Source organism: Paenibacillus oenotherae (assembly GCF_019443105.1).
Classification (GTDB): Bacteria; Bacillota; Bacilli; order Paenibacillales; family Paenibacillaceae; genus Paenibacillus_Z; species Paenibacillus_Z oenotherae.
Genome location: NZ_JAHZIJ010000004.1, coordinates 58,840 through 76,334, shown reverse-complemented (window position 1 = coordinate 76,334; position 17,495 = coordinate 58,840). Strand labels below are relative to the sequence as shown.

Sequence of the window (17,495 nt, the reverse complement as noted above, 5' to 3'; positions counted from 1 at the left end):
GAAGCTGAGCTATCGTTCATCGGGTGCGGCATTGGTATTCTGATCCTCTTTTCCCAAGAAAGTAGAGCTAATATAAAGAAGTTACACGCACGCTGCAGGTGCTGAAACAATATCCGCGCTGTTCCGGCGTGTTCTATTACCAGTATTGGATTGCATGGCAGACTTCATTCATTACGGGGTGGCCGCATCGTTATGGAACCCGGTGCAGCGCATTCTCCTTGAAGCTCCAATTCGTCGGCTCCAGCTCTCCAGCAGCATAGGACTGAAACAGATTCGCCGATGACTGATAGAGGACGGCTTGCGCGTCCAGTGCCTCATTCACATTGGCCGCGACGATATCATCTCCGCTGGCTTGATAGATGGTTGTATCCGCCGCTGTGCCAACCGTTGCTATCATTTCATTGCTCCCATCCCCATTAATATCGGCCTCTGCCGTATGTGCATCTATCCGGGAGTGAAGGACGGGAATTTGGTCATTCAACTTTATATAGTATGTGATCGGACAATTTGCGCCGCATACCCCGGTTACTTTGATGTATTCCGCAGATAAAGCCTGGACGTCTTGAACGGTGTAAAGATCATCCGGGGCCGAGGGATAGCCGATCTGACCGATCTCATAGGCATCGGGTCCGATTTGGAGCGCGGCATAGATGGTTTCGTCATCGCCTGCCTTCTTATAGATCTCGATGGCATAACGGCTCATTTCCTTTGTGCTTATGCGTGTATATTCGTCTGCTGCAAGGCTCCTCAAGGGCAGAGGATTGCTGGATGCCTCATAAGCGCTGAATTGCAAGGCGACTGTTTCGCGGATATCGCTGTGTGGAGCGGCTGCAACCTGCTGCTCTGTGTTCTGCTCCATGGCTGCGGCAGGATTGGCGGGTGATTCATTGGCAGTGGCTCCGCAGCTTGTTAGAACTATCATTGCAGCTCCTGCTAGAAGGGAATAAAGCAGCTTCATGATTCACGGCTCCTCTTTGTTGTCTTATTAAGGTTATCGTCATCTTACCTATAGACGTTGCAGGAGAGGGAATTGTTTAACAAACTTTGAGCAGGCGCTGATTCTGCTGTTAATGACAAAAGCACCTCCAATTCCACCTTGAGCCCTGAGCGTGGTTTTGGGGGTGCTTTCGCCTGCCTGCAATTATTTGAATTTGATCGTATTTACAATGTTGTCCATATCAGCCTTGGACTCGTCATCCATATACGTGGCTGCGAAGCTTAGTGCATAGCCTTCGATAATAGCGCAGTAATATTTCTGGGATACGGTAACTTCGCCTGTATTGAGGGAAGCGTCGATGGTTTCGAATTCCTGGCCGCCGATTGTAACCGTGGAAGTCTCGCCGAATGTGTAAGGCAGCTGGGAATCAGTCAGCATTTTTTTGAGGATCTCCAAATAGTCCTTGCTTGAATTAATCCCTTGCAGCTTGCTTACCTTCTCTGCGGTAGAGAGGAAATTCGGATTCAATTGAACAGAACCCATCTCGAACTTGGAGAACATCAGCAGGTTAAGCGTCTTCTTCTCAGCGAGATCAAGATCCTTCTTCTTGTCCTCGTCGCCACCGGCAATGGCATCTTTACCCATCTCGGAAATTTCATTCATCGTTTCTGCATCCTGCACCTGCCAGCCCTGCGGAACCGTCAATGAGAATCCAAAATAATCATTCGTATAAGTGCCGTTCTCGACCTTCCCCAGATCAACCTTCTTCTCTTCATTGGCGTTGGAGCAAGCTGTTGCGAATACGAGCATGAACATGATGATGACAGACCACTTTGCAAACTTCTTCATTGAATTGTTACCCTCCTGAAATAGCAGCTCTTTTTTTGTACCCTAAGATTGTAACATAGAACAATATAAGTTCCAGCTACAATTTTATATAGGGAATTGTCAAAGATATGATAGCCGCGAAGCCTTCATAACAGCTTCTGTGCTGGATTGGACGCCAAACTTATCGAAAATAGCCCGTTTATGATGATTAACCGTACTTTCCTTAATCTCAAGCTCCAGCGCAATCGACTTGACGGTATTTCCTTGCGCGATAAGCTTCAGAATATGCAGCTGACGGTCTGTAAGCTGGACGCTGAGCGACCCCTTGACCTCGGGAACGAGCTGCTGGCGGTAGCTGCTGAGCAGATGGTCGGGCAGAAGCTTGGTGATGGCGACGAGCTCTGTTCTCATCGCTTCATTAATGGTTGATACGTCCAGATAACCGATATTTTTGCTGCGATAAGTTAAAGGGGTGGAGAAGCAGTGCCAGGTTTGAAAAAGGGGACTGCCGTGCTGCTCCGGGTGCAGATACACAGGGCCGCCTTGGGCCATCGCCTCCGAGACGGCATTCCTGCCGCAGCTCTCCTCTGTGAAATACATGCCAGGCCGGAGGGAAGAACGGCCGATGGCGGCTTCGAGATCCTTGCTGTACTGCATCGCCAGCAGCATGCCATGGGCATCTGTCAACAGAAACAGGAAGGTTCCGTTCAGATGCTCCTGAAGGTCAGAGATGCATTTAGTAAAGACGGCAATCAATGTCTGATTGTAAGTAAGAATAATATCAAGCTGTGTTCTGGATGCGTATAAGGCAGGTGGAAAGACATGTTGTGCTGTAGCTGCATCGGCCTTATTCCATTGCTGCAGCGAAGCTTCTATGCTTCGAATGATGACAACCTCCCAAGATGAAATTCATAATTCCATATATTTCTTTATAATGATTCTTTTTCATTACTATCGGCTGATTCTGTCATAAAATTAAGATGTATACAGCTTGTTCATGAGATGAACAAGCTGACAATCTGCATGCACTGGCAGAAGACAGGCATTCTACGCTGGGCAGCAGATTGTGGAATAGTCGAAATGAACATCTAAGAGCGAGAGAGACTCAGTGAACAACCTCCGCAAGGATGGCAGCAATAATGGCTGTAAGCGGATAAAACCGGCCTACAGCCTCCAATCCCCGAGCTTTCACACTCTGTAAGCAGGAAAAATCTTACTAAAGCGCGAAACTACACTATATTGTCCGGTATCAAGAAGCTGTAAGCGGATAAAGCCTGCCTAAAGTGCCCATCTCGAAGCATACACACCTTGTAAGCAGGAAAAATCCTCCTGCAATACGCGCCCAAGGCGAGAATGCCCTCCACAGTAGATTCACATTTCCGGCAGAGGATTCGGATTTCGTTACCTCCTCCGCAACAAGAAACATAACAGTTCCATATTGGAACAAGTATGTACAAGTATGTACAAGTCTGTACAAGTCTGTACAAGTCTGTGCCAAGTTGGAGCAAGAGGTACGAATTAAATTCATGGAGGTTAAGCGGAATGGAATTTTCGGCAGTTGTACTGGATTTGGATGGCACCTATTTGAACGGAAGCAAGGAGGTTTCTGCAAGAAATCTCGCCGCAGTAATAGAATGTCACCGGCGCGGAATGGGCATTGTTTTCGCAACAGCACGTCCTCCACGGGCAGTGAAATGGTTTTTGCCGGAGGAGCTGCTGGGGATCGGGAGCTTTGTTTATTACAATGGGGCGCAGGTTGTGTGTACCCTTTCCCGAGCGGAATGGCATGAATCCATTCCGGTCGCGCTGACAGCGGATATCCTTGATTATTGCGCGGCTAATTATTCGGGAGGCCATCTGTCCATGGAGGTGCGGGACGAATGGTACAGTCTGAAGGAGCTGGACTACTCGGCTGTGATGAATGCAAGAGCCAATCCCGTTGTTAAGCCGATTGAGGAGTTGAAGGAGTACGAGGCAACGAAGATACTGCTTACGAATATAGAAGATCCGCAGGCGCTCATTCCGTTATTCGGCCGCCAAGTCAACATACTGGTCACTGATAACGGCACAGTTGTGCAAATAATGCCGAAGCAAGCATCCAAAGAAGGTGCTGTCAGCGAACTGTGCAGACGAAGAGGCATTGATATGAAGTCGGTGATCGTATTCGGCGATGACCATAATGATATCGGTTTGTTCCAGACATGCGGCTATTCGGTGGCGATGGGGAACGCAATCAAGGAGCTGAAGGAGCTTGCCGACGAGACGACAGCCGCTAATGACGAGGACGGAGTCGCGCGAGTGCTGGAGCGCTTCTTTTGATGCGGACGCTTGTTGGACAGCAGCTTTATCTTAATGGAGAGGTCATAGGAATAGCACGGACGGCGGCGCTGCTGTCTTGTGATAGAATAAGGAATGGAAGGCAGGCTTGTCCTGCCGCTGATTATTGAACTATAGGAGCTGCATATATGAAGAATCTCCTCGTCACCGGCTACCGCGCCCACGAGCTGTCGATCTACGACGGCAAGCATAAGGGCATTCCCTATATTAAGAAGGCGATTGCGAGCAAGCTGATTCCCATTATTGAAGAAGGGCTGGAATGGGTCATAACACCCGGTCAATATGGTGTTGATCTATGGGCGTGCGAGGCGGTCATTGAATTGAAATCCGATTATCCTCACCTGAAGCTGTCGATTCTTGCAGCCTACTCGAATCCGGAGGAGCGCTGGAAGGAAGAGCGGAAGACGTATTATCAGGAAGTATTGAAGGGAGTAGACTATTACGGAGCGACCAGCAAGCAGCCTTATGTCGATGTGAGGCAGCTGCGCAACCGGGACGATGTGCTGTTCGCAAAGACAGACGGCATCCTGCTGGTCTATGACGAGGATGCGGGGGAGGCCAGCCCGCGTTTCTACAGAGAACGGGCCTTGAAGAAGCATCACGATGAAGGCTATCGCTACATATGTATCGGTTCAGAAGAGATCCAGAGCATTGCTGATGAAGAGCAGTTGAACGATAGCGCGGAGTGGACGGATGGACTGGAGACGTTCGAATAAAGTTTATCCGCCCCGAATATCGCGTGCGGATACAGACTAAGTTGACATAAACATTGGTTGTAACTATTATTGTTATAACCAATTATTCAACGAATTATTTCATGCAATGGAATAGCTTGTGGCTGTAATGGATAGTGCTATATTAGTTGACGATGGAAGACTGAAGCAAATAAGGAGGTCGTTATTCATGAGAATCGGAATTATCGGAGCAAGCGGCAAAGCCGGGGCGCAAATTTTGAAGGAGGCTCTTGCGAGAGGACATGAAGTGACAGCGATAGTTCGTCAAGCGGGCAAAGTAACGGAACCTAAGGCGGCAGTGTTGGAAAAGGATGTGTTCGATCTTACTGCCGAGGATGTTCAGTCATTCGACGTGATTGTGAATGCGTTCGGCGCTCCATTGGGGAAGGAGCATCTGCATGTGGATGCGGGCCGGATCATCATCAGTGCGCTCCAAGGAGCGCCAGCAACCCGATTGATCGTTGTCGGAGGAGCGGGGAGCTTATATGTGGACGAAGCGAAGACGACACAATTGATCGATACGCCTGAATTTCCCGCAGCATACAAGGCAACTGCCTCTAACCAGGCCCGCAATCTTGAGGATTTGCAGAGCGCGCCCAATATCAAATGGACCTTCATCAGTCCGGCGGCATTCTTCGATCCGGAGGGCGTTCGAACAGGCTCCTACCAGAAGGGCAAGGACAACCTCATTGTGAATGCCAAAGGCGACAGCTATGTCAGTTACGCAGATTATGCAATCGCCGTGCTGGATGAGATTGAGAATCCTCAGCATCTCAATGAACGCTTCACACTCGTCTCTGAAGCACAATAATCACTTGTCCGTGCAATGGGCTGTCCCGAGAGTTCTTTTTGGAAATCTCAGCCCCCACTCGATCATCGGACTGTTGACGTACTCCTCGCCAGAGGACGATCCGCGATTCAAACACCGCCGGGAGATGTGTGCGGTATGGAAAAAAGTTGCAAGCGAGCTGTGAGCTAGGCGAAACATGCGAAAACATGCGAAACGGCAGTTATTTTCCTGTTTCTGAGCCCATGAAGGTGAAATGCCTGCCAGAGAGCAGGTTTTTCACCTTTGTTACCCCTTAATGGCCGATTTCCCCCAAAATTCATGCTTCATCGCAGGCATTTAACCAATATGGCGTCTTGTAGCCGAAATTCATGCACATTTGCAGGCTTCTTACTCCGTCACTCTGCCTTTGGTGCCATCGCGGCACGCGGTGCTCTTGTCACATGTCGGCGGTCAAACCTAATAGTTGGTGAAGGGGTTGTCCATAAAGTAATTTGATGATTTAGAGTCCCCGCTAAGTCCCTATATACAATAAAAAAGGTGCTTCCAGTCCCACTCTTTAGTTTTTAGTGGTTTTGGAGGCATCTTTTCACATCATCGGGGCCCGACTCATTGGATATTGGACTTTTCGGACAGCCCCATTGCTTATTTTCCCAACAAAAAATATTTATATGGATATATTTTGAATATTCCCAATCTCGTTTGTATTATTATCAACATAGAGCTGTTATTTTCCAAATGACTATACTATAATAGCCTTTGTGACTTACAAATACATACATATGAGTAAAGGGGAATGGGGAATCATGATGGGTAATTCAATCAAATCAATCCTATTGGCTGTGGTAGTAGCTTTATTCATTCCGGTACTGGCTCCGGCAACCGCCGATGCGGCCAAGCCAGAGACGAGCGTCTTCGTTAATGGGGCGAAAATCAAATACACACAGCCTCCTATTACGGAGAACGGGACGACGCTTGTATCGGCAAGAGAAACGATCGAGGGTCTGGGGCTGCAATTCAGCTGGGACAAGGCGAACAAGAGGGTGATCGGATCGAACGGCGAGATGACGCTTGCCCTTACGCTCGGCGCCCCTGTGGGAACGGTTAATGGCGTATCGCTGTTTCTGGGAACCCCGGCAGTGGAGCGGAATGGCCGCATTATGGTGCCCCTGCGCTTTTTGCTTGACGGTCTGGGAGCTTCGATGCAGAAGAAGGGCGACACGCTCAGCATTACAACGGCAGCCAAGGAGAAAAGCAAGTTCTATACCGGCTTGCCGCTTGAGATTACGAACACATCCGTTAAAAACCTAAGTGATCAAACGATTACTGTCACCTATGAGGAATATAAGTACTTGTATGATGACAAGCGCATTTACGGCACGACGTGGACGATAGAGCTTGCCCCCGGCCAGAAAGGCGCCTTTGAGAATGCATCCGCTGTGACAGGAGATGTCCTGACGGAAGAGTATAAGAAGTATGATTACTACGGCAGAGTCGTGAAGAGCGTAACCGTTAATGATGTGGAGCAGGCAAGCGCGGGCTATGAGTATGCAGACAAGATGTATGTAGGGACAGCATTCGAGGATAGCCTGATGGCGATGTACGACAAGCAGATTGCGGATTTTAAGAAGAAGATGAAGCAGGAGCTTGTCAAAAACAAAAATATACCTTTGAAAATCGTAAGCTCCAGCGTCTCTTTTAACTCCCTTAATTATCCGGATGCCAATATTCGAGTAGAGAACTTGACGGAGAAGAAAATCATTTCCTTCGAGCTGTCCTTTAGCTGCTATGATGCTTATAATGATCCCGTTAACCGTTCATTCACGAAGAGCAATCGCTTCTACGGCGTATCCAATAATGCAGACCTGGCTTTTGGCGAATCCGCCACCTTCGTATGGGACCTGTTCTCATACAGCAGCACGACCAAGATCAGCAATATTAAAATTGATAAAGTCGCGTTTTCCGACGGTACCGTGTGGAAAAGATAATCGCATAAGCGGCCCGCTGAATTGGCGGACCAAGGGAAGGGCCTCCTGCACATCCGGGAGGTCTTTGTCATATCCAATGAGCGACGCAGCGTTATTGCGTATTCAGTATCATTGCACATTCTCTGTGGTGCAGCAGATGGTAGAGCTTTTGCTGAGAAGACGGATTCAAGGCTGCGCTTGTAATACTTTTGCCGTGTTCGTTCTACCGGTATTGTGCGATTATAGGGGGCAGAAGGGGGCTAGAGCTATGAGGGATTATCGTGAAGAAATCATTGCGCAATTGCGGAACATAGAGCAGGAGGAGAATGTGGTCATCCTGTATGCCTGCGAATCGGGCAGCCGGGCATGGGGATTCCCGTCCAAGGATAGCGATTATGATGTCCGGTTCATCTATCTCCGTCCGGAGGACTGGTATTTATCGATCTTCGAGCGTAGGGATGTCATCGAGAGGCCTATTAGCAATCTGCTGGATATTAACGGATGGGATCTGAAGAAGGCGCTCAATCTGTTCAGAAAGTCGAATCCGCCGTTAATGGAATGGCTGCATTCTCCTATTCTATATATGGAGCCGTATTCAGTAGCCGAGCAAATTCGCCGGATATCGCCAATTGCCTTCTCGCCTAGATCCTGCCTGTACCACTATCTTCATATGGCCAAGGGCAATTTCCGGGAATACCTCCAAGGCGAGCAGGTCAGAATCAAAAAGTACTTCTATGTGCTCAGGCCGATCCTGGCCTGCGGATGGATCGAACGTTATCTGTCGATGCCGCCGCTCCAGTTCGATCTGCTTGTAGACCGCCTTGTTCCGGCAGGCAGTGAGCTCAGGACTGCCATCGAAGAGCTTCTGATCAGGAAGAAGGCCGGAGAAGAGCTGGATTATGAGCCGAGAATTAATCCCATTCATGAGTTTCTGGAGGAGCGCATTGCGTACTATGAACGCGCAGCATCCACCGTATCAGTGGCGGAGGGAGCGATGGATGATCAGCTGGACAGGTTGTTCCGGGCTGCTCTGCAGGAAGTGAAGTATTGACAATCGGAAGCCTTTGCTAGCATGATGGTAGCAAAGGCTTTATTATGGCATTCTTTTACATAAGGGAGTTGTATTCGTGAAGCATCTGGCTGACATGTTAATTGAGCAAAGCAGAGAGAAAAAGAGTGTACTCGTTGTAGGATTGGATCCTGATCCCCGGTATTTCCCGGAATTTCTGCTTAACCGTATGGAATCGCGGACTAATGAAGAGATAGCGGCTGCAATCTTGGCCTTCAACCGGATTGTGATAGATGCCGTTGCGGAGGAAGTTGTCGCTGTGAAACCGCAGCTTGCTTATTATGAGGTGTACGGAAGCCATGGTATCCATGCGTTGGAGCAGACCATTGCATATGCCCGGACCAAAGGCCTTCTCGTCATTAATGATGCGAAGAGGGGGGATATCGGCTCCAGCTCGGAGGCTTATGCGAAGGCATTTCTCGCGGATGGTCCGATGGCTGGCGATATGGTGACGGTGAATCCTTTTCTGGGAAGTGACGGTTACTTGCCCTTCGTAGAGGAGGCGCAGCGTCAAGGAAAGGGCTTGTTCCTGCTGCTCAAGACCTCTAACCCTTCCTCCCACGAGATTCAGAATCTCACGCTCCAGAATGGCGATTTGCTTTATTTCAAGCTGGCTGAGGATCTGAGCGAGCTGATGCGCACAACCGCCGGAGAGAATGGCTACTCCTTCATCGGTGCAGTTGTTGGAGCGACGTATCCCGCTGAGGCGGAGAGGATTAGAGGGCTGCTGCCTCATTGCATCTTCCTCGTTCCCGGCTTCGGAATTCAGGGAGGCAAGGCCGAAGATCTGGATGTCTTCTTCGATGAGAATGGGAACGGGGCGCTTATCTCTTCTTCAAGAGCAATCATCTACAGCTATCGGGAGGGAAGAGAGAACGGGGAGGCAACGACGGAGCAGGAGATGCTTCAGGCCATTAAGAATGCTGCGCGGACAGCGAAAGAGCAGATTAATGAAGTACGGCTGCACAGCAGTGCGAATAGAGGCTAAGAGTGGACGGCCCATGAGCAAAAGCCACAAGGGGTGGGACTATGGGGAAAGCCAGCCGGTATGCTGGCATTATTTTTGATATGGATAATACACTGCTGCGTTCCAGCATTGATTTCCTTGCGATGAAGACAGAAATATTCCACTTCCTGGCGGGGAGCAAGCTGATCCCTGAGACCGTTTCACTGTCCCAGCATACCTCATCGACTTTGATCGCTGCTGCTGCTGAGAATGGGATGAGTGAGGCGCAGCTGCAGCAGGTGTGGGCCATTGCTGCCAAGCATGAGGTCGCCGGAATGGAAGGCGCCGGATTGGAGCAAGGCGCTGCCCAGCTGCTGGATCATCTGAAAGGCAGCCACGAACTGGTCGTTGTGACTAATAACGCGCATAGCGCTGCAGTTAAGGCGCTTGGCAGCACCGGCATTATAGATCGGTTCAGCTTCATTGTCGGACGGGAGCAGATGGGGACGCTCAAGCCGGCACCCGCAGGGTTCCATTATGTGCTTGAGCGGCTTCCCTATATTCCAAGTCATCAATGGATTTCTATCGGGGATTCCTGGATTGATGGCAAAGCCGCAGCCGGAGCGGGAATCGCTTTTATAAGCTACCGGACTTCTATAGAACAAATGGCGCAAAGAGGAGTTGCCCCCATCGGGGCCGTTGATCAATTGCAGCAAGTGATTGACTATTTGTACAGCAAGCCGTCTTAATTGACATTAATGAAGCCTATTGGGCAATAATCGGACATTCAAAAGCTGGGGGTTAAGGGGCATGAACGAGATTTTTTCACAGTTTCCTGTTCTGGAGTCGAAGCATATTGTTCTGAAGCAGGTAGAGGATCATCACCTTGATGATCTGTTCAATATATACAGCAATGATCGTGTGTTTCAATATTGCGGTATTATTCCCAAGCACAACAAGGCGGCCGTTCGGAACATGATTGGCCATTTTGAGCGGGACTATAAGAAGAGGTCGCGGATTAAGTGGGGGATATTCCTGCAGACCGACAGCGACCGGCTGGTTGGCATTATAGAAGCCTTTCACTTCAATTCGAAGGTCAACATGGTGACAATTGGCTATTATCTGGAAGAATCGTATTGGGGACAAGGAATCGCCTCGCAAGCGCTCGAAGTGCTGGTATCATTCTTGTTCGACACAGCAGGGTTCAACCGGATACAAGCCGAGGTGATGCCGCCCAATGAGACGTCCAAGCGGGTGCTTCTGAAGAATGGGTTCCTGAGAGAAGGCTTGCTTCGGCAAGCAGAGCTGTGGTCAGGCAAAGGTGTTGTAGATCTGGAAATCTACGGAATTCTGAAAGCGGACTACATGCAATCGCGAGCGCAGCAAGGCTGACCGCTGCCGCTATAGCTTATAGAGACTGTTATAGATTCCATTCAGCTCATCATCGATCTCTTGATCAGCAGAACCGGCCCGCTGCCAATGCAGGAGCTGGTTTTTTGTTAGTTGGCGGATGGTCTCAAGCGTAGAATCAGCCGGGATGACGACAGGAATCTTCTTGATGTAGTTGGCTGAATTATTCGCTGTATGATTAATGGTATGAATAAAGGTATTCACGATCGCCGTATTCATCAAGGATAGCAAAATATACAGCAGGCTCTTGTCCCGCGGGAAAATGCCGACAATGGATTGATCGAAGATTTGCCGCTGGATTAAGCTGGCGCTTACCTTGGATGATTTCACCATCGGCAGAGCGACTCCATCCTGAAAGTAGAATGACGCGTTCTGGAAGCGGGCTTTGGCATCCGTCTTATAATGGCGAACGGCTTCGCGGCTCCAATCAACGAACCAATTATCTTCGCGCAAATAGCCTTTGACATTGCCCTTTACGATTGGGATGTAGGAGCTGCTGGAGTCAAGTCCGTCAAGCAGGGAAGGAGCGGCCCGATAATCAGGATTGATCTCCTCTGGCCTGATCACTTCGCAGCCGCTTAAATTTCTTACGGAAGAATGGGCGACTTTAAGAAAAGCGCGGTTATTGCCGGAATAGAAGCCGGTCGCACAATCAGCAATATCGTCTAAAGTAGTGGTAGTGTTGTTAATGAAATGGCGGATGCCATGATGGGATTTGAACAGAAATGCGCAGTCCTTCGATTGATAGATGTCCCTCTGACTGATGACAACTGCATTCGCAGTCCCCGCAGTAAAATTTCCCCTCGTAATCTCTTCGATGTCGGATACTTTCTTAAGCCCGTTAATGATCGTAATCCGGTTCTGCAGCGCGATCTCCTGTGTAGACTTCTCCAGTGTAAGGATAGCCAGGTTGGCGTAGCCGAATTTGACACCAGGGAAGAAGCTTGAGGGAATTAACAGAATTTCCTTCATGCTGGTATGAAGGAGCAGATGCTCTCTAAGCCGCTTGTGCATGTGCAGATTCAGAAACGTATCCGGAATGATGAAGGTAAGCCTGCCGTTCATCTTCAGCAGCGAGACACAGCGCAGCAGGAATAAGGAATAGGTTTCCTTCACGTAGAAGCCGTCGTAGCGGTGTTTCAGCTCATTTCTTTTCTCATAGTCCTGCCAAGCGCCATAGGGAGGATTGCCGATAATGCGGTCATAATACCCGTTGCCGGCTGCCTTCTGATCGAGATCGGAATCCAGCAGCGTATCGGTATGAACGATCTTCATATTGCTGGAGCTGGCGTACTTGCTCTGCAAGCAGGCAATCGCCTCCGGGTTCATATCCAGCGCAGTAATATCAAGGCCGGGATGGGCACCAAGCAGCGCATCTATGAACTCTCCGTCGCCCGCAGAAGGCTCGAGAACTTTATGGCCGGATGCAGGCTTCAGCCGATCGACCATGTAATCTGTAATGTAGCGGGATTTCGTATAGAAGGAGCGATATAGCTGATCCCCTGTGGCTGCTGGTGCTGATCGTGGCATAGTTCCTCCTGGCTGCTGATTGATGGATTCTGACGCTCGTCTATGATGATCTGATCATAAGGGAAAGCGGGAGGGATGGCAATATGGGCACTGCCTGCCACGGTGGTACCACCGCTGTGCAGGACGCTGGCAAGAAAGCCTGGCGGAATGGACTTTCCCGCAATTGTGAATAGGCGATAGAGTTCACTTGCTTGGCGGGACGAGAAGAAATGCTGCGTAAGTGCATGAATTTCTGGTAAAAAGAAGCCGCTGAGCAAGAATGCCTGCGATTATGCAGGAATATGGCGGCGAAATTGTCCGGCAAGGGGAAAAATGGAAAAATGCCTGCCCTCCGGCAGGCATTTCATGTTCAGCAGGCTGGAACGAAGAGAAAGCCTGCAGTTTCGCAGGAATGCGCTTCGTTGACACGCACCCACGCCGATCCGGCTCTTGCCGCGCTCCTTAGCTCCCAACATTCGTGTTGAGAAAGCCAGCCTTCGCCTGTGGCTGTGCGCCTCGTTTTTCACGATCCATGCCGCTGGCGGGCGTCCCTCGCCTTTCGCAACTTGCGGTTGGCTGCCGGAACGGCTATTGCTGCTTTTCCAGCTGAGACGCTTCTACGGCTTGCCCGTCCTTGAGCGACTGCTGGCCGGAGGTTACGAGCTGTTCGCCGACCTTCAGCCCGGTGAGCACCTCTTGGAAGGTATCGTTAATCCGTCCAAGGGTGATCGTTCTTTTGGCGGCCTTGCCGCCGCTCAGCACGAAGACATAAGCAGCATCGCCTTCGCGAATGATGCTGAGAGAAGGAATGGCCGTAACGACTTCTTCTTCCGGCGTGGTCAGCTGGATGTGCACGCGCGAGCCGGCCTTGAGCATGCCGTCTCCGTTGTCTGCCTCCAGCTCAAGGGCATACAATCTTGTCGTGGGATCAGGCAGTGCGCCGATATGAACGACTTGCGCTTTCTTCTGCACGCTTTCATTGCCGGACGCATAGTAGATCAGATCCGATTTATTCCGCGCCAGATCGGCAGTGGCTGCGGTAAGGCTGGCCTTGAGACTGACCTTGTCTGTATTATGCACGGAGCCGACAATAGTGCCGGGAGAGACGTCGGCTCCCGCCTGCAGCTTGATGTCTGACAGCAGTCCGCTTGCCGGAGCGACGATATTGTACTGCTCCAGTGCCAGCTCTGCTGTCTCCAGCGACAGCTTTGCCGATGCGACGGATGATTCATGGGAAGAGACGGGACTTGTCTCATCCAGCGCAGCAAGCTGCTGCCTCGCAATATCAAGGTTGCGTTTCGTCTCCTCCATAACCGTCTCATCTTGTCTTGTCTGCTGCTTTAATTGATCCTCCAGCTGCTTAATGCTGTTAACCATCTTGAGACGGTTGGCTTTGAACTCTGCAGCTGCGCCGGCCATCGACTGCTTGGCGCTGCTCAGCGCCAGCACCGCCTTCTCCTTCTCCAACTGGGCGGCGCGGGCATCCAGGCGGGCAATAACATCGCCTTTCTTGACCAGTGCGCCATTCTTCTTGATCAGGGAAACAATCGTTCCCGAGGTCTTGGCTGTTATATCGAGTTTGACAGAAGCGCTGACCTCCGCCACCCCTTCACGCGGCTCGCCCATGCTGTGCTTGCCGACTTCCTCGACTTTAATCATTGTCTTCACCGTACTGGCGGATTGCGCTGTTTCTTCCGTTTTGTCCGCAGCCTGTGAGCAGCCTGCCGCCAGCACGGTCAATGCGAGCAGGAGGCTCAATGTTCGCAATTTAAGTCGCTTGGTCGTTTTATGCGGTGCTATCTTCATCAATGGGTTCTCCTCCATTCATCATCTACAGCTTGAGGGTAGCAGCTGTTGGTTTAGCTTTATCCCGTTTGAACATTCTGCCCATCCGCTCCTTGAATGCCTCAATCCATTCATATACGACAGGGACAACAACAAGAGTGAGCAGTGTTGAGGTAATCAGTCCGCCGATCACGACAACAGCCAGCCCCTTGGAGATCAGGGTGCCATGCGAGAAGCCCAGCGCGAGCGGGATCATCGCTGCTATCGTTGCTCCTGCGGTCATAATGATGGGACGCAGCCGTATTTTGCCTGCTTCGATTAAGGCATTTCTCGCTGTATAGCCTTCTCTTCTTAGCTGCTGGGCGCAGTCGAGAAGGACGATGGCATTGGTGACGACGATTCCGATCAGCATCATAAAGCCGATTAGCGAGGTGATGTTGATGGATTCATTCGCGACAAACAGGCCGAGCAGCCCGCCGATAACAGCCAGCGGCAGGGAGAATAGAATGGCGAAGGGCGTACCCGCATTGCCGAAGGCAAGCACCATAATCAAATACACGATGGCAACAGCTACCGCCATTGCGGCGAATAATTGGCCGAAGCCTTCATTGATATCTTCGGTAACCCCTTGAAGCTCCGTCGTTACACCTGCCGGAAGCTCCAGTCCGTCCAACGCTTCAGATATTCGGGCGCTGACGGCTGCCTTGTCGGGGGAATCAATAGAGGCCGTTACTTTAACCATCTGCTTCTGGCTTTCGCGTTCGAGCGCAAGCGGGGTGAGCACCTTCTTCAGCTTGGCGACCTCGTTCAAGTATACGGTCCCGCCTGAAGGCGTCTTGATCGGAAGCTGGCCGATCAGCTCGATGGTATCCTTGTCTCTCGGCGCGAGCTCGATCTTGGTCTTGTAGACGACATTATCGAACCGCAGATCGCCAAGGTCATGCCGTGCGATCCAGCCGCCAACGGTGGCCTGAATCTGCTCTGTACTTAGGCCGTGCATGCGGGCAGTCGGCCCGTCTACTGCAATCTGAAGCTCCGTCTTGGCATCTCCCAGACTCGTCTTAATGCTCTTCATCTCCGGAAATTCCTTGAGCTTCGACTCTACCATCGCGGCGGCCTGCTGAAGCTGCTGCTGCTCTGTGCCGTACAGCACATAAGAGAAATCCGTAGCCGTATATCCGCTGCCGCCTGCCAGCGAGCCGGGAATGACCTTGGAGCCTGAGGGCAGGTCGGCAGCGATAATCGCTTGATACTGATCATTGATTGCAGCAGGATCGGCATTCTCCTGAACCTCGGTAATAATCTCAATGGCGTAGGGCACCCGCTCTTCGCTCCAGTCATAGCCGACCAAGGCTTCCACGAAGTTGAACAGCGGCTTGCCGTCCTCGCCCTTGGCAGCAGCCATCTTGGTTTCAATCGTCTTCGCCAATTGGTTCGTGCTATCGAACGGGGTTTCATAAGGCAGTTTGACTGAGTAGTTCATCTGTCTTGTAACCTGGCCATCGGGCAGGAAGGTGATAGCCAGATTCGGAACGGTTGCCACAATCGTCACAATGAGCAGAAGCCCGGAGACGAGCAGGGTCTTGATTCGATTGGTCAGACACCAGATAAGGATGCGCTCGTACAGGGTGACCATTTTGCCATCGTTATGCTCATGCGTCTGAACGGACTTGCCCTCCCGCAGCACCATCAGCTTCGCCAGCATCGGAATGACCGTCAGCGCTACCAGGAGCGAGGTCATCAGCGCACAGGCCACCGTCAGGGCGAATGGACGGAAGAAGCCGCCGATAATGCCGCTTACGAAAGCGATAGGCAGGAATACGCCAGCCGTTACGAAGGTGGAGGAGCTGATCGCCATCGCCACCTGCTTCGTTGCGAGAAGAATAACGGACTCATTGCGCTTTTGCGCCTTTTGCAAATTGGTGTAGATGCTCTCGATGACAACGATGCTATCGTCTACAATTCGCCCAACCGCAATGAACATGCCGCCCAGGGACATCACGTTGAGGGTGATGTTCATCGCATGCATCATCATGAGCGTAATCAGAATAGAGAGCGGAATTGATACGAGCACGATCAGCGTCATGCGCATATTGCGCAGGAATAGCAGAATCATCAGAGAAGCCAGCGCGATTCCGATGAAGCCCTCGCGAAGCAGTCCGCTGATGGACTCGTTGACCTCGTCTGCGCTATCGAATATTTTATTGATTCTGAGACTGGGATACTTTTGCGTCCATTCATTGATCAGATCATTCGTCTCATTCGAGAACTCGACTGCATTGGCAGCGCTCGACTTGTAGAGATGGACACCGATCGCCGGCATATTGTCCAGACGGGCGACGAATGGCGAATCGCTGATCATCTTGATGCTGGATACATCCTTTAATTGAAGCAATTGTCCGGCGGGTGCGGTGATTTCCATATTCTCAAGATTGTAGACGCTGTCGAGATCCCCCTTGACGCGGACAATCTGGGTATTGCCGTCCAGCTTGACCGTACCGATGGAGCCGTTCTGCAGGGCGGCTTGTATCGCTTCTGCTATGTATGGAAGTGTCATATCGTATGCGATAAGGGCATTGGCATCCAGCTGGATGTCCAGCGATGAGGTGCGGCTGCCGATGGAATCAATATGGTCAATCCCCTTTATGGATTCGAAGCGGGGCTTCAGCTCTTCTTCATAAATCCGGTCCAGCTCGGACTGGGTCATGCCTTCCTCGGCATTAACGGATAGATAATAGGCCGGGATAGAGGCGTAGCCAAGTGTTGATACCTTCGGTCTGTCAGCCTTGGAGGGCAGATAGACCTCCTGTACGAGACTCTCCAGATCCTGCTTTTTCTTATCGATATCGACGCCATCCTGCTTGAATTGAACGATGATGGCGGACATATTGTCGCTTGAAGTGGAAGAGATCGTGTCGAGGTCTGCGATATTGGCGATTTTGTCTTCGATTGGCTTAGTAACGAGATTCATAACATCCTGTGGAGAGGCTTGATAGGAGGTTGTGATCATAACAATTGGAAATGATACATCAGGCATGTTCTCAATCTTCAATGAGCTCCCTGAATAGAGACCGCCTCCGAATAAAATAGCAATGATAATAAGCATCGCCGCTATCTTGCTCATAGAAAAGCTAATTAATGCTTTCAATCGGTTATCCTCCCGTTCCGCTTCTAATGAATCCTCAT

At 50.7% G+C, this 17,495-nt stretch carries 14 protein-coding genes; 8 read left to right on the top strand and 6 right to left on the bottom strand.

Translation table 11 applies throughout. The annotated features are described in order from the left end of the window. Positions 1 to 190: 190 nt before the first annotated feature. The 3 genes from K0T92_RS08175 to K0T92_RS08165 form a co-directional block, all read right to left on the bottom strand. Positions 191 to 922: a hypothetical protein gene (locus tag K0T92_RS08175; protein ID WP_219871965.1), complete on the bottom strand. Its 732-nt coding sequence runs from the start codon at positions 920 to 922 to the stop codon at positions 191 to 193. A gap of 219 nt (positions 923 to 1,141) precedes the next feature. Beyond that, positions 1,142 to 1,786: a DUF1795 domain-containing protein gene (locus K0T92_RS08170; RefSeq protein ID WP_219871964.1), complete on the bottom strand. Its 645-nt coding sequence runs from the start codon at positions 1,784 to 1,786 to the stop codon at positions 1,142 to 1,144. Between the two features lie 99 nt (positions 1,787 to 1,885). Further along, complete coding sequence (locus tag K0T92_RS08165) at positions 1,886 to 2,434, bottom strand: response regulator transcription factor (RefSeq protein ID WP_246627990.1); 549 nt, start codon at positions 2,432 to 2,434, stop codon at positions 1,886 to 1,888. A gap of 873 nt (positions 2,435 to 3,307) precedes the next feature. On the opposite strand from K0T92_RS08165, the gene K0T92_RS08160 reads away from it, so the two are divergent. From K0T92_RS08160 to K0T92_RS08125, 8 genes are all read left to right on the top strand, one after another. Next, positions 3,308 to 4,084, top strand: coding sequence for an HAD family hydrolase (locus K0T92_RS08160; RefSeq protein WP_219871963.1), 777 nt, complete (start codon positions 3,308 to 3,310; stop codon positions 4,082 to 4,084). Positions 4,085 to 4,230: 146 nt separating this feature from the next. Continuing rightward, positions 4,231 to 4,818, top strand: coding sequence for an SLOG family protein (locus K0T92_RS08155; RefSeq protein WP_219871962.1), 588 nt, complete (start codon positions 4,231 to 4,233; stop codon positions 4,816 to 4,818). Positions 4,819 to 5,005: 187 nt separating this feature from the next. Beyond that, positions 5,006 to 5,647 carry an NAD(P)-dependent oxidoreductase gene (locus K0T92_RS08150; protein WP_219871961.1) on the top strand — a complete coding sequence of 214 codons (642 nt, stop codon included), beginning with the start codon at positions 5,006 to 5,008 and terminating at the stop codon, positions 5,645 to 5,647. A gap of 782 nt (positions 5,648 to 6,429) precedes the next feature. After that, positions 6,430 to 7,611: a stalk domain-containing protein gene (locus K0T92_RS08145; protein WP_219871960.1), complete on the top strand. Its 1,182-nt coding sequence runs from the start codon at positions 6,430 to 6,432 to the stop codon at positions 7,609 to 7,611. A gap of 247 nt (positions 7,612 to 7,858) precedes the next feature. After that, positions 7,859 to 8,641 carry a nucleotidyltransferase domain-containing protein gene (locus tag K0T92_RS08140; protein ID WP_219871959.1) on the top strand — a complete coding sequence of 261 codons (783 nt, stop codon included), beginning with the start codon at positions 7,859 to 7,861 and terminating at the stop codon, positions 8,639 to 8,641. A 76-nt stretch (positions 8,642 to 8,717) separates the two neighbouring features. Further along, positions 8,718 to 9,647 (top strand): orotidine-5'-phosphate decarboxylase, encoded by a 930-nt coding sequence (gene pyrF, locus K0T92_RS08135; protein ID WP_219871958.1) that lies wholly within the window; start codon positions 8,718 to 8,720, stop codon positions 9,645 to 9,647. Positions 9,648 to 9,688: 41 nt separating this feature from the next. After that, positions 9,689 to 10,354, top strand: a complete 666-nt coding sequence (locus K0T92_RS08130) for an HAD family hydrolase (protein ID WP_219871957.1) — start codon at positions 9,689 to 9,691, stop codon at positions 10,352 to 10,354. Between the two features lie 61 nt (positions 10,355 to 10,415). After that, positions 10,416 to 10,997 (top strand): GNAT family N-acetyltransferase, encoded by a 582-nt coding sequence (locus K0T92_RS08125; RefSeq protein WP_219871956.1) that lies wholly within the window; start codon positions 10,416 to 10,418, stop codon positions 10,995 to 10,997. Between the two features lie 9 nt (positions 10,998 to 11,006). Here K0T92_RS08125 and K0T92_RS08120 read toward each other — a convergent pair whose 3' ends face one another. The 3 genes from K0T92_RS08120 to K0T92_RS08110 form a co-directional block, all read right to left on the bottom strand. Beyond that, entirely contained in the window at positions 11,007 to 12,545 is a 1,539-nt protein-coding gene (locus K0T92_RS08120; RefSeq protein WP_219871955.1) for an HsdM family class I SAM-dependent methyltransferase, read from the bottom strand. 567 nt (positions 12,546 to 13,112) lie between these two features. Continuing rightward, the gene (locus tag K0T92_RS08115) at positions 13,113 to 14,330 is read right to left on the bottom strand and encodes an efflux RND transporter periplasmic adaptor subunit (RefSeq protein WP_246628012.1); all 1,218 of its coding nucleotides are present in this window, start codon (positions 14,328 to 14,330) and stop codon (positions 13,113 to 13,115) included. Positions 14,331 to 14,355: 25 nt separating this feature from the next. Continuing rightward, positions 14,356 to 17,457 carry an efflux RND transporter permease subunit gene (locus K0T92_RS08110; protein WP_219871953.1) on the bottom strand — a complete coding sequence of 1,034 codons (3,102 nt, stop codon included), beginning with the start codon at positions 17,455 to 17,457 and terminating at the stop codon, positions 14,356 to 14,358. Positions 17,458 to 17,495: the final 38 nt, after the last annotated feature.

What these genes read in the sequence shown, in the direction of transcription:
- K0T92_RS08175 (WP_219871965.1), bottom strand. Translation starts at nt 922, where the DNA reads ATGATAGTTCTAACAAGCTGCGGAGCCACTGCCAATGAATCACCCGCC.
- K0T92_RS08170 (WP_219871964.1), bottom strand. Translation starts at nt 1,786, where the DNA reads ATGAAGAAGTTTGCAAAGTGGTCTGTCATCATCATGTTCATGCTCGTA.
- K0T92_RS08165 (WP_246627990.1), bottom strand. Translation starts at nt 2,434, where the DNA reads ATGCTGCTGGCGATGCAGTACAGCAAGGATCTCGAAGCCGCCATCGGC.
- K0T92_RS08160 (WP_219871963.1), top strand. Translation starts at nt 3,308, where the DNA reads ATGGAATTTTCGGCAGTTGTACTGGATTTGGATGGCACCTATTTGAAC.
- K0T92_RS08155 (WP_219871962.1), top strand. Translation starts at nt 4,231, where the DNA reads ATGAAGAATCTCCTCGTCACCGGCTACCGCGCCCACGAGCTGTCGATC.
- K0T92_RS08150 (WP_219871961.1), top strand. Translation starts at nt 5,006, where the DNA reads ATGAGAATCGGAATTATCGGAGCAAGCGGCAAAGCCGGGGCGCAAATT.
- K0T92_RS08145 (WP_219871960.1), top strand. Translation starts at nt 6,430, where the DNA reads ATGATGGGTAATTCAATCAAATCAATCCTATTGGCTGTGGTAGTAGCT.
- K0T92_RS08140 (WP_219871959.1), top strand. Translation starts at nt 7,859, where the DNA reads ATGAGGGATTATCGTGAAGAAATCATTGCGCAATTGCGGAACATAGAG.
- K0T92_RS08130 (WP_219871957.1), top strand. Translation starts at nt 9,689, where the DNA reads ATGGGGAAAGCCAGCCGGTATGCTGGCATTATTTTTGATATGGATAAT.
- K0T92_RS08125 (WP_219871956.1), top strand. Translation starts at nt 10,416, where the DNA reads ATGAACGAGATTTTTTCACAGTTTCCTGTTCTGGAGTCGAAGCATATT.
- K0T92_RS08120 (WP_219871955.1), bottom strand. Translation starts at nt 12,545, where the DNA reads ATGCCACGATCAGCACCAGCAGCCACAGGGGATCAGCTATATCGCTCC.
- K0T92_RS08115 (WP_246628012.1), bottom strand. Translation starts at nt 14,330, where the DNA reads ATGAAGATAGCACCGCATAAAACGACCAAGCGACTTAAATTGCGAACA.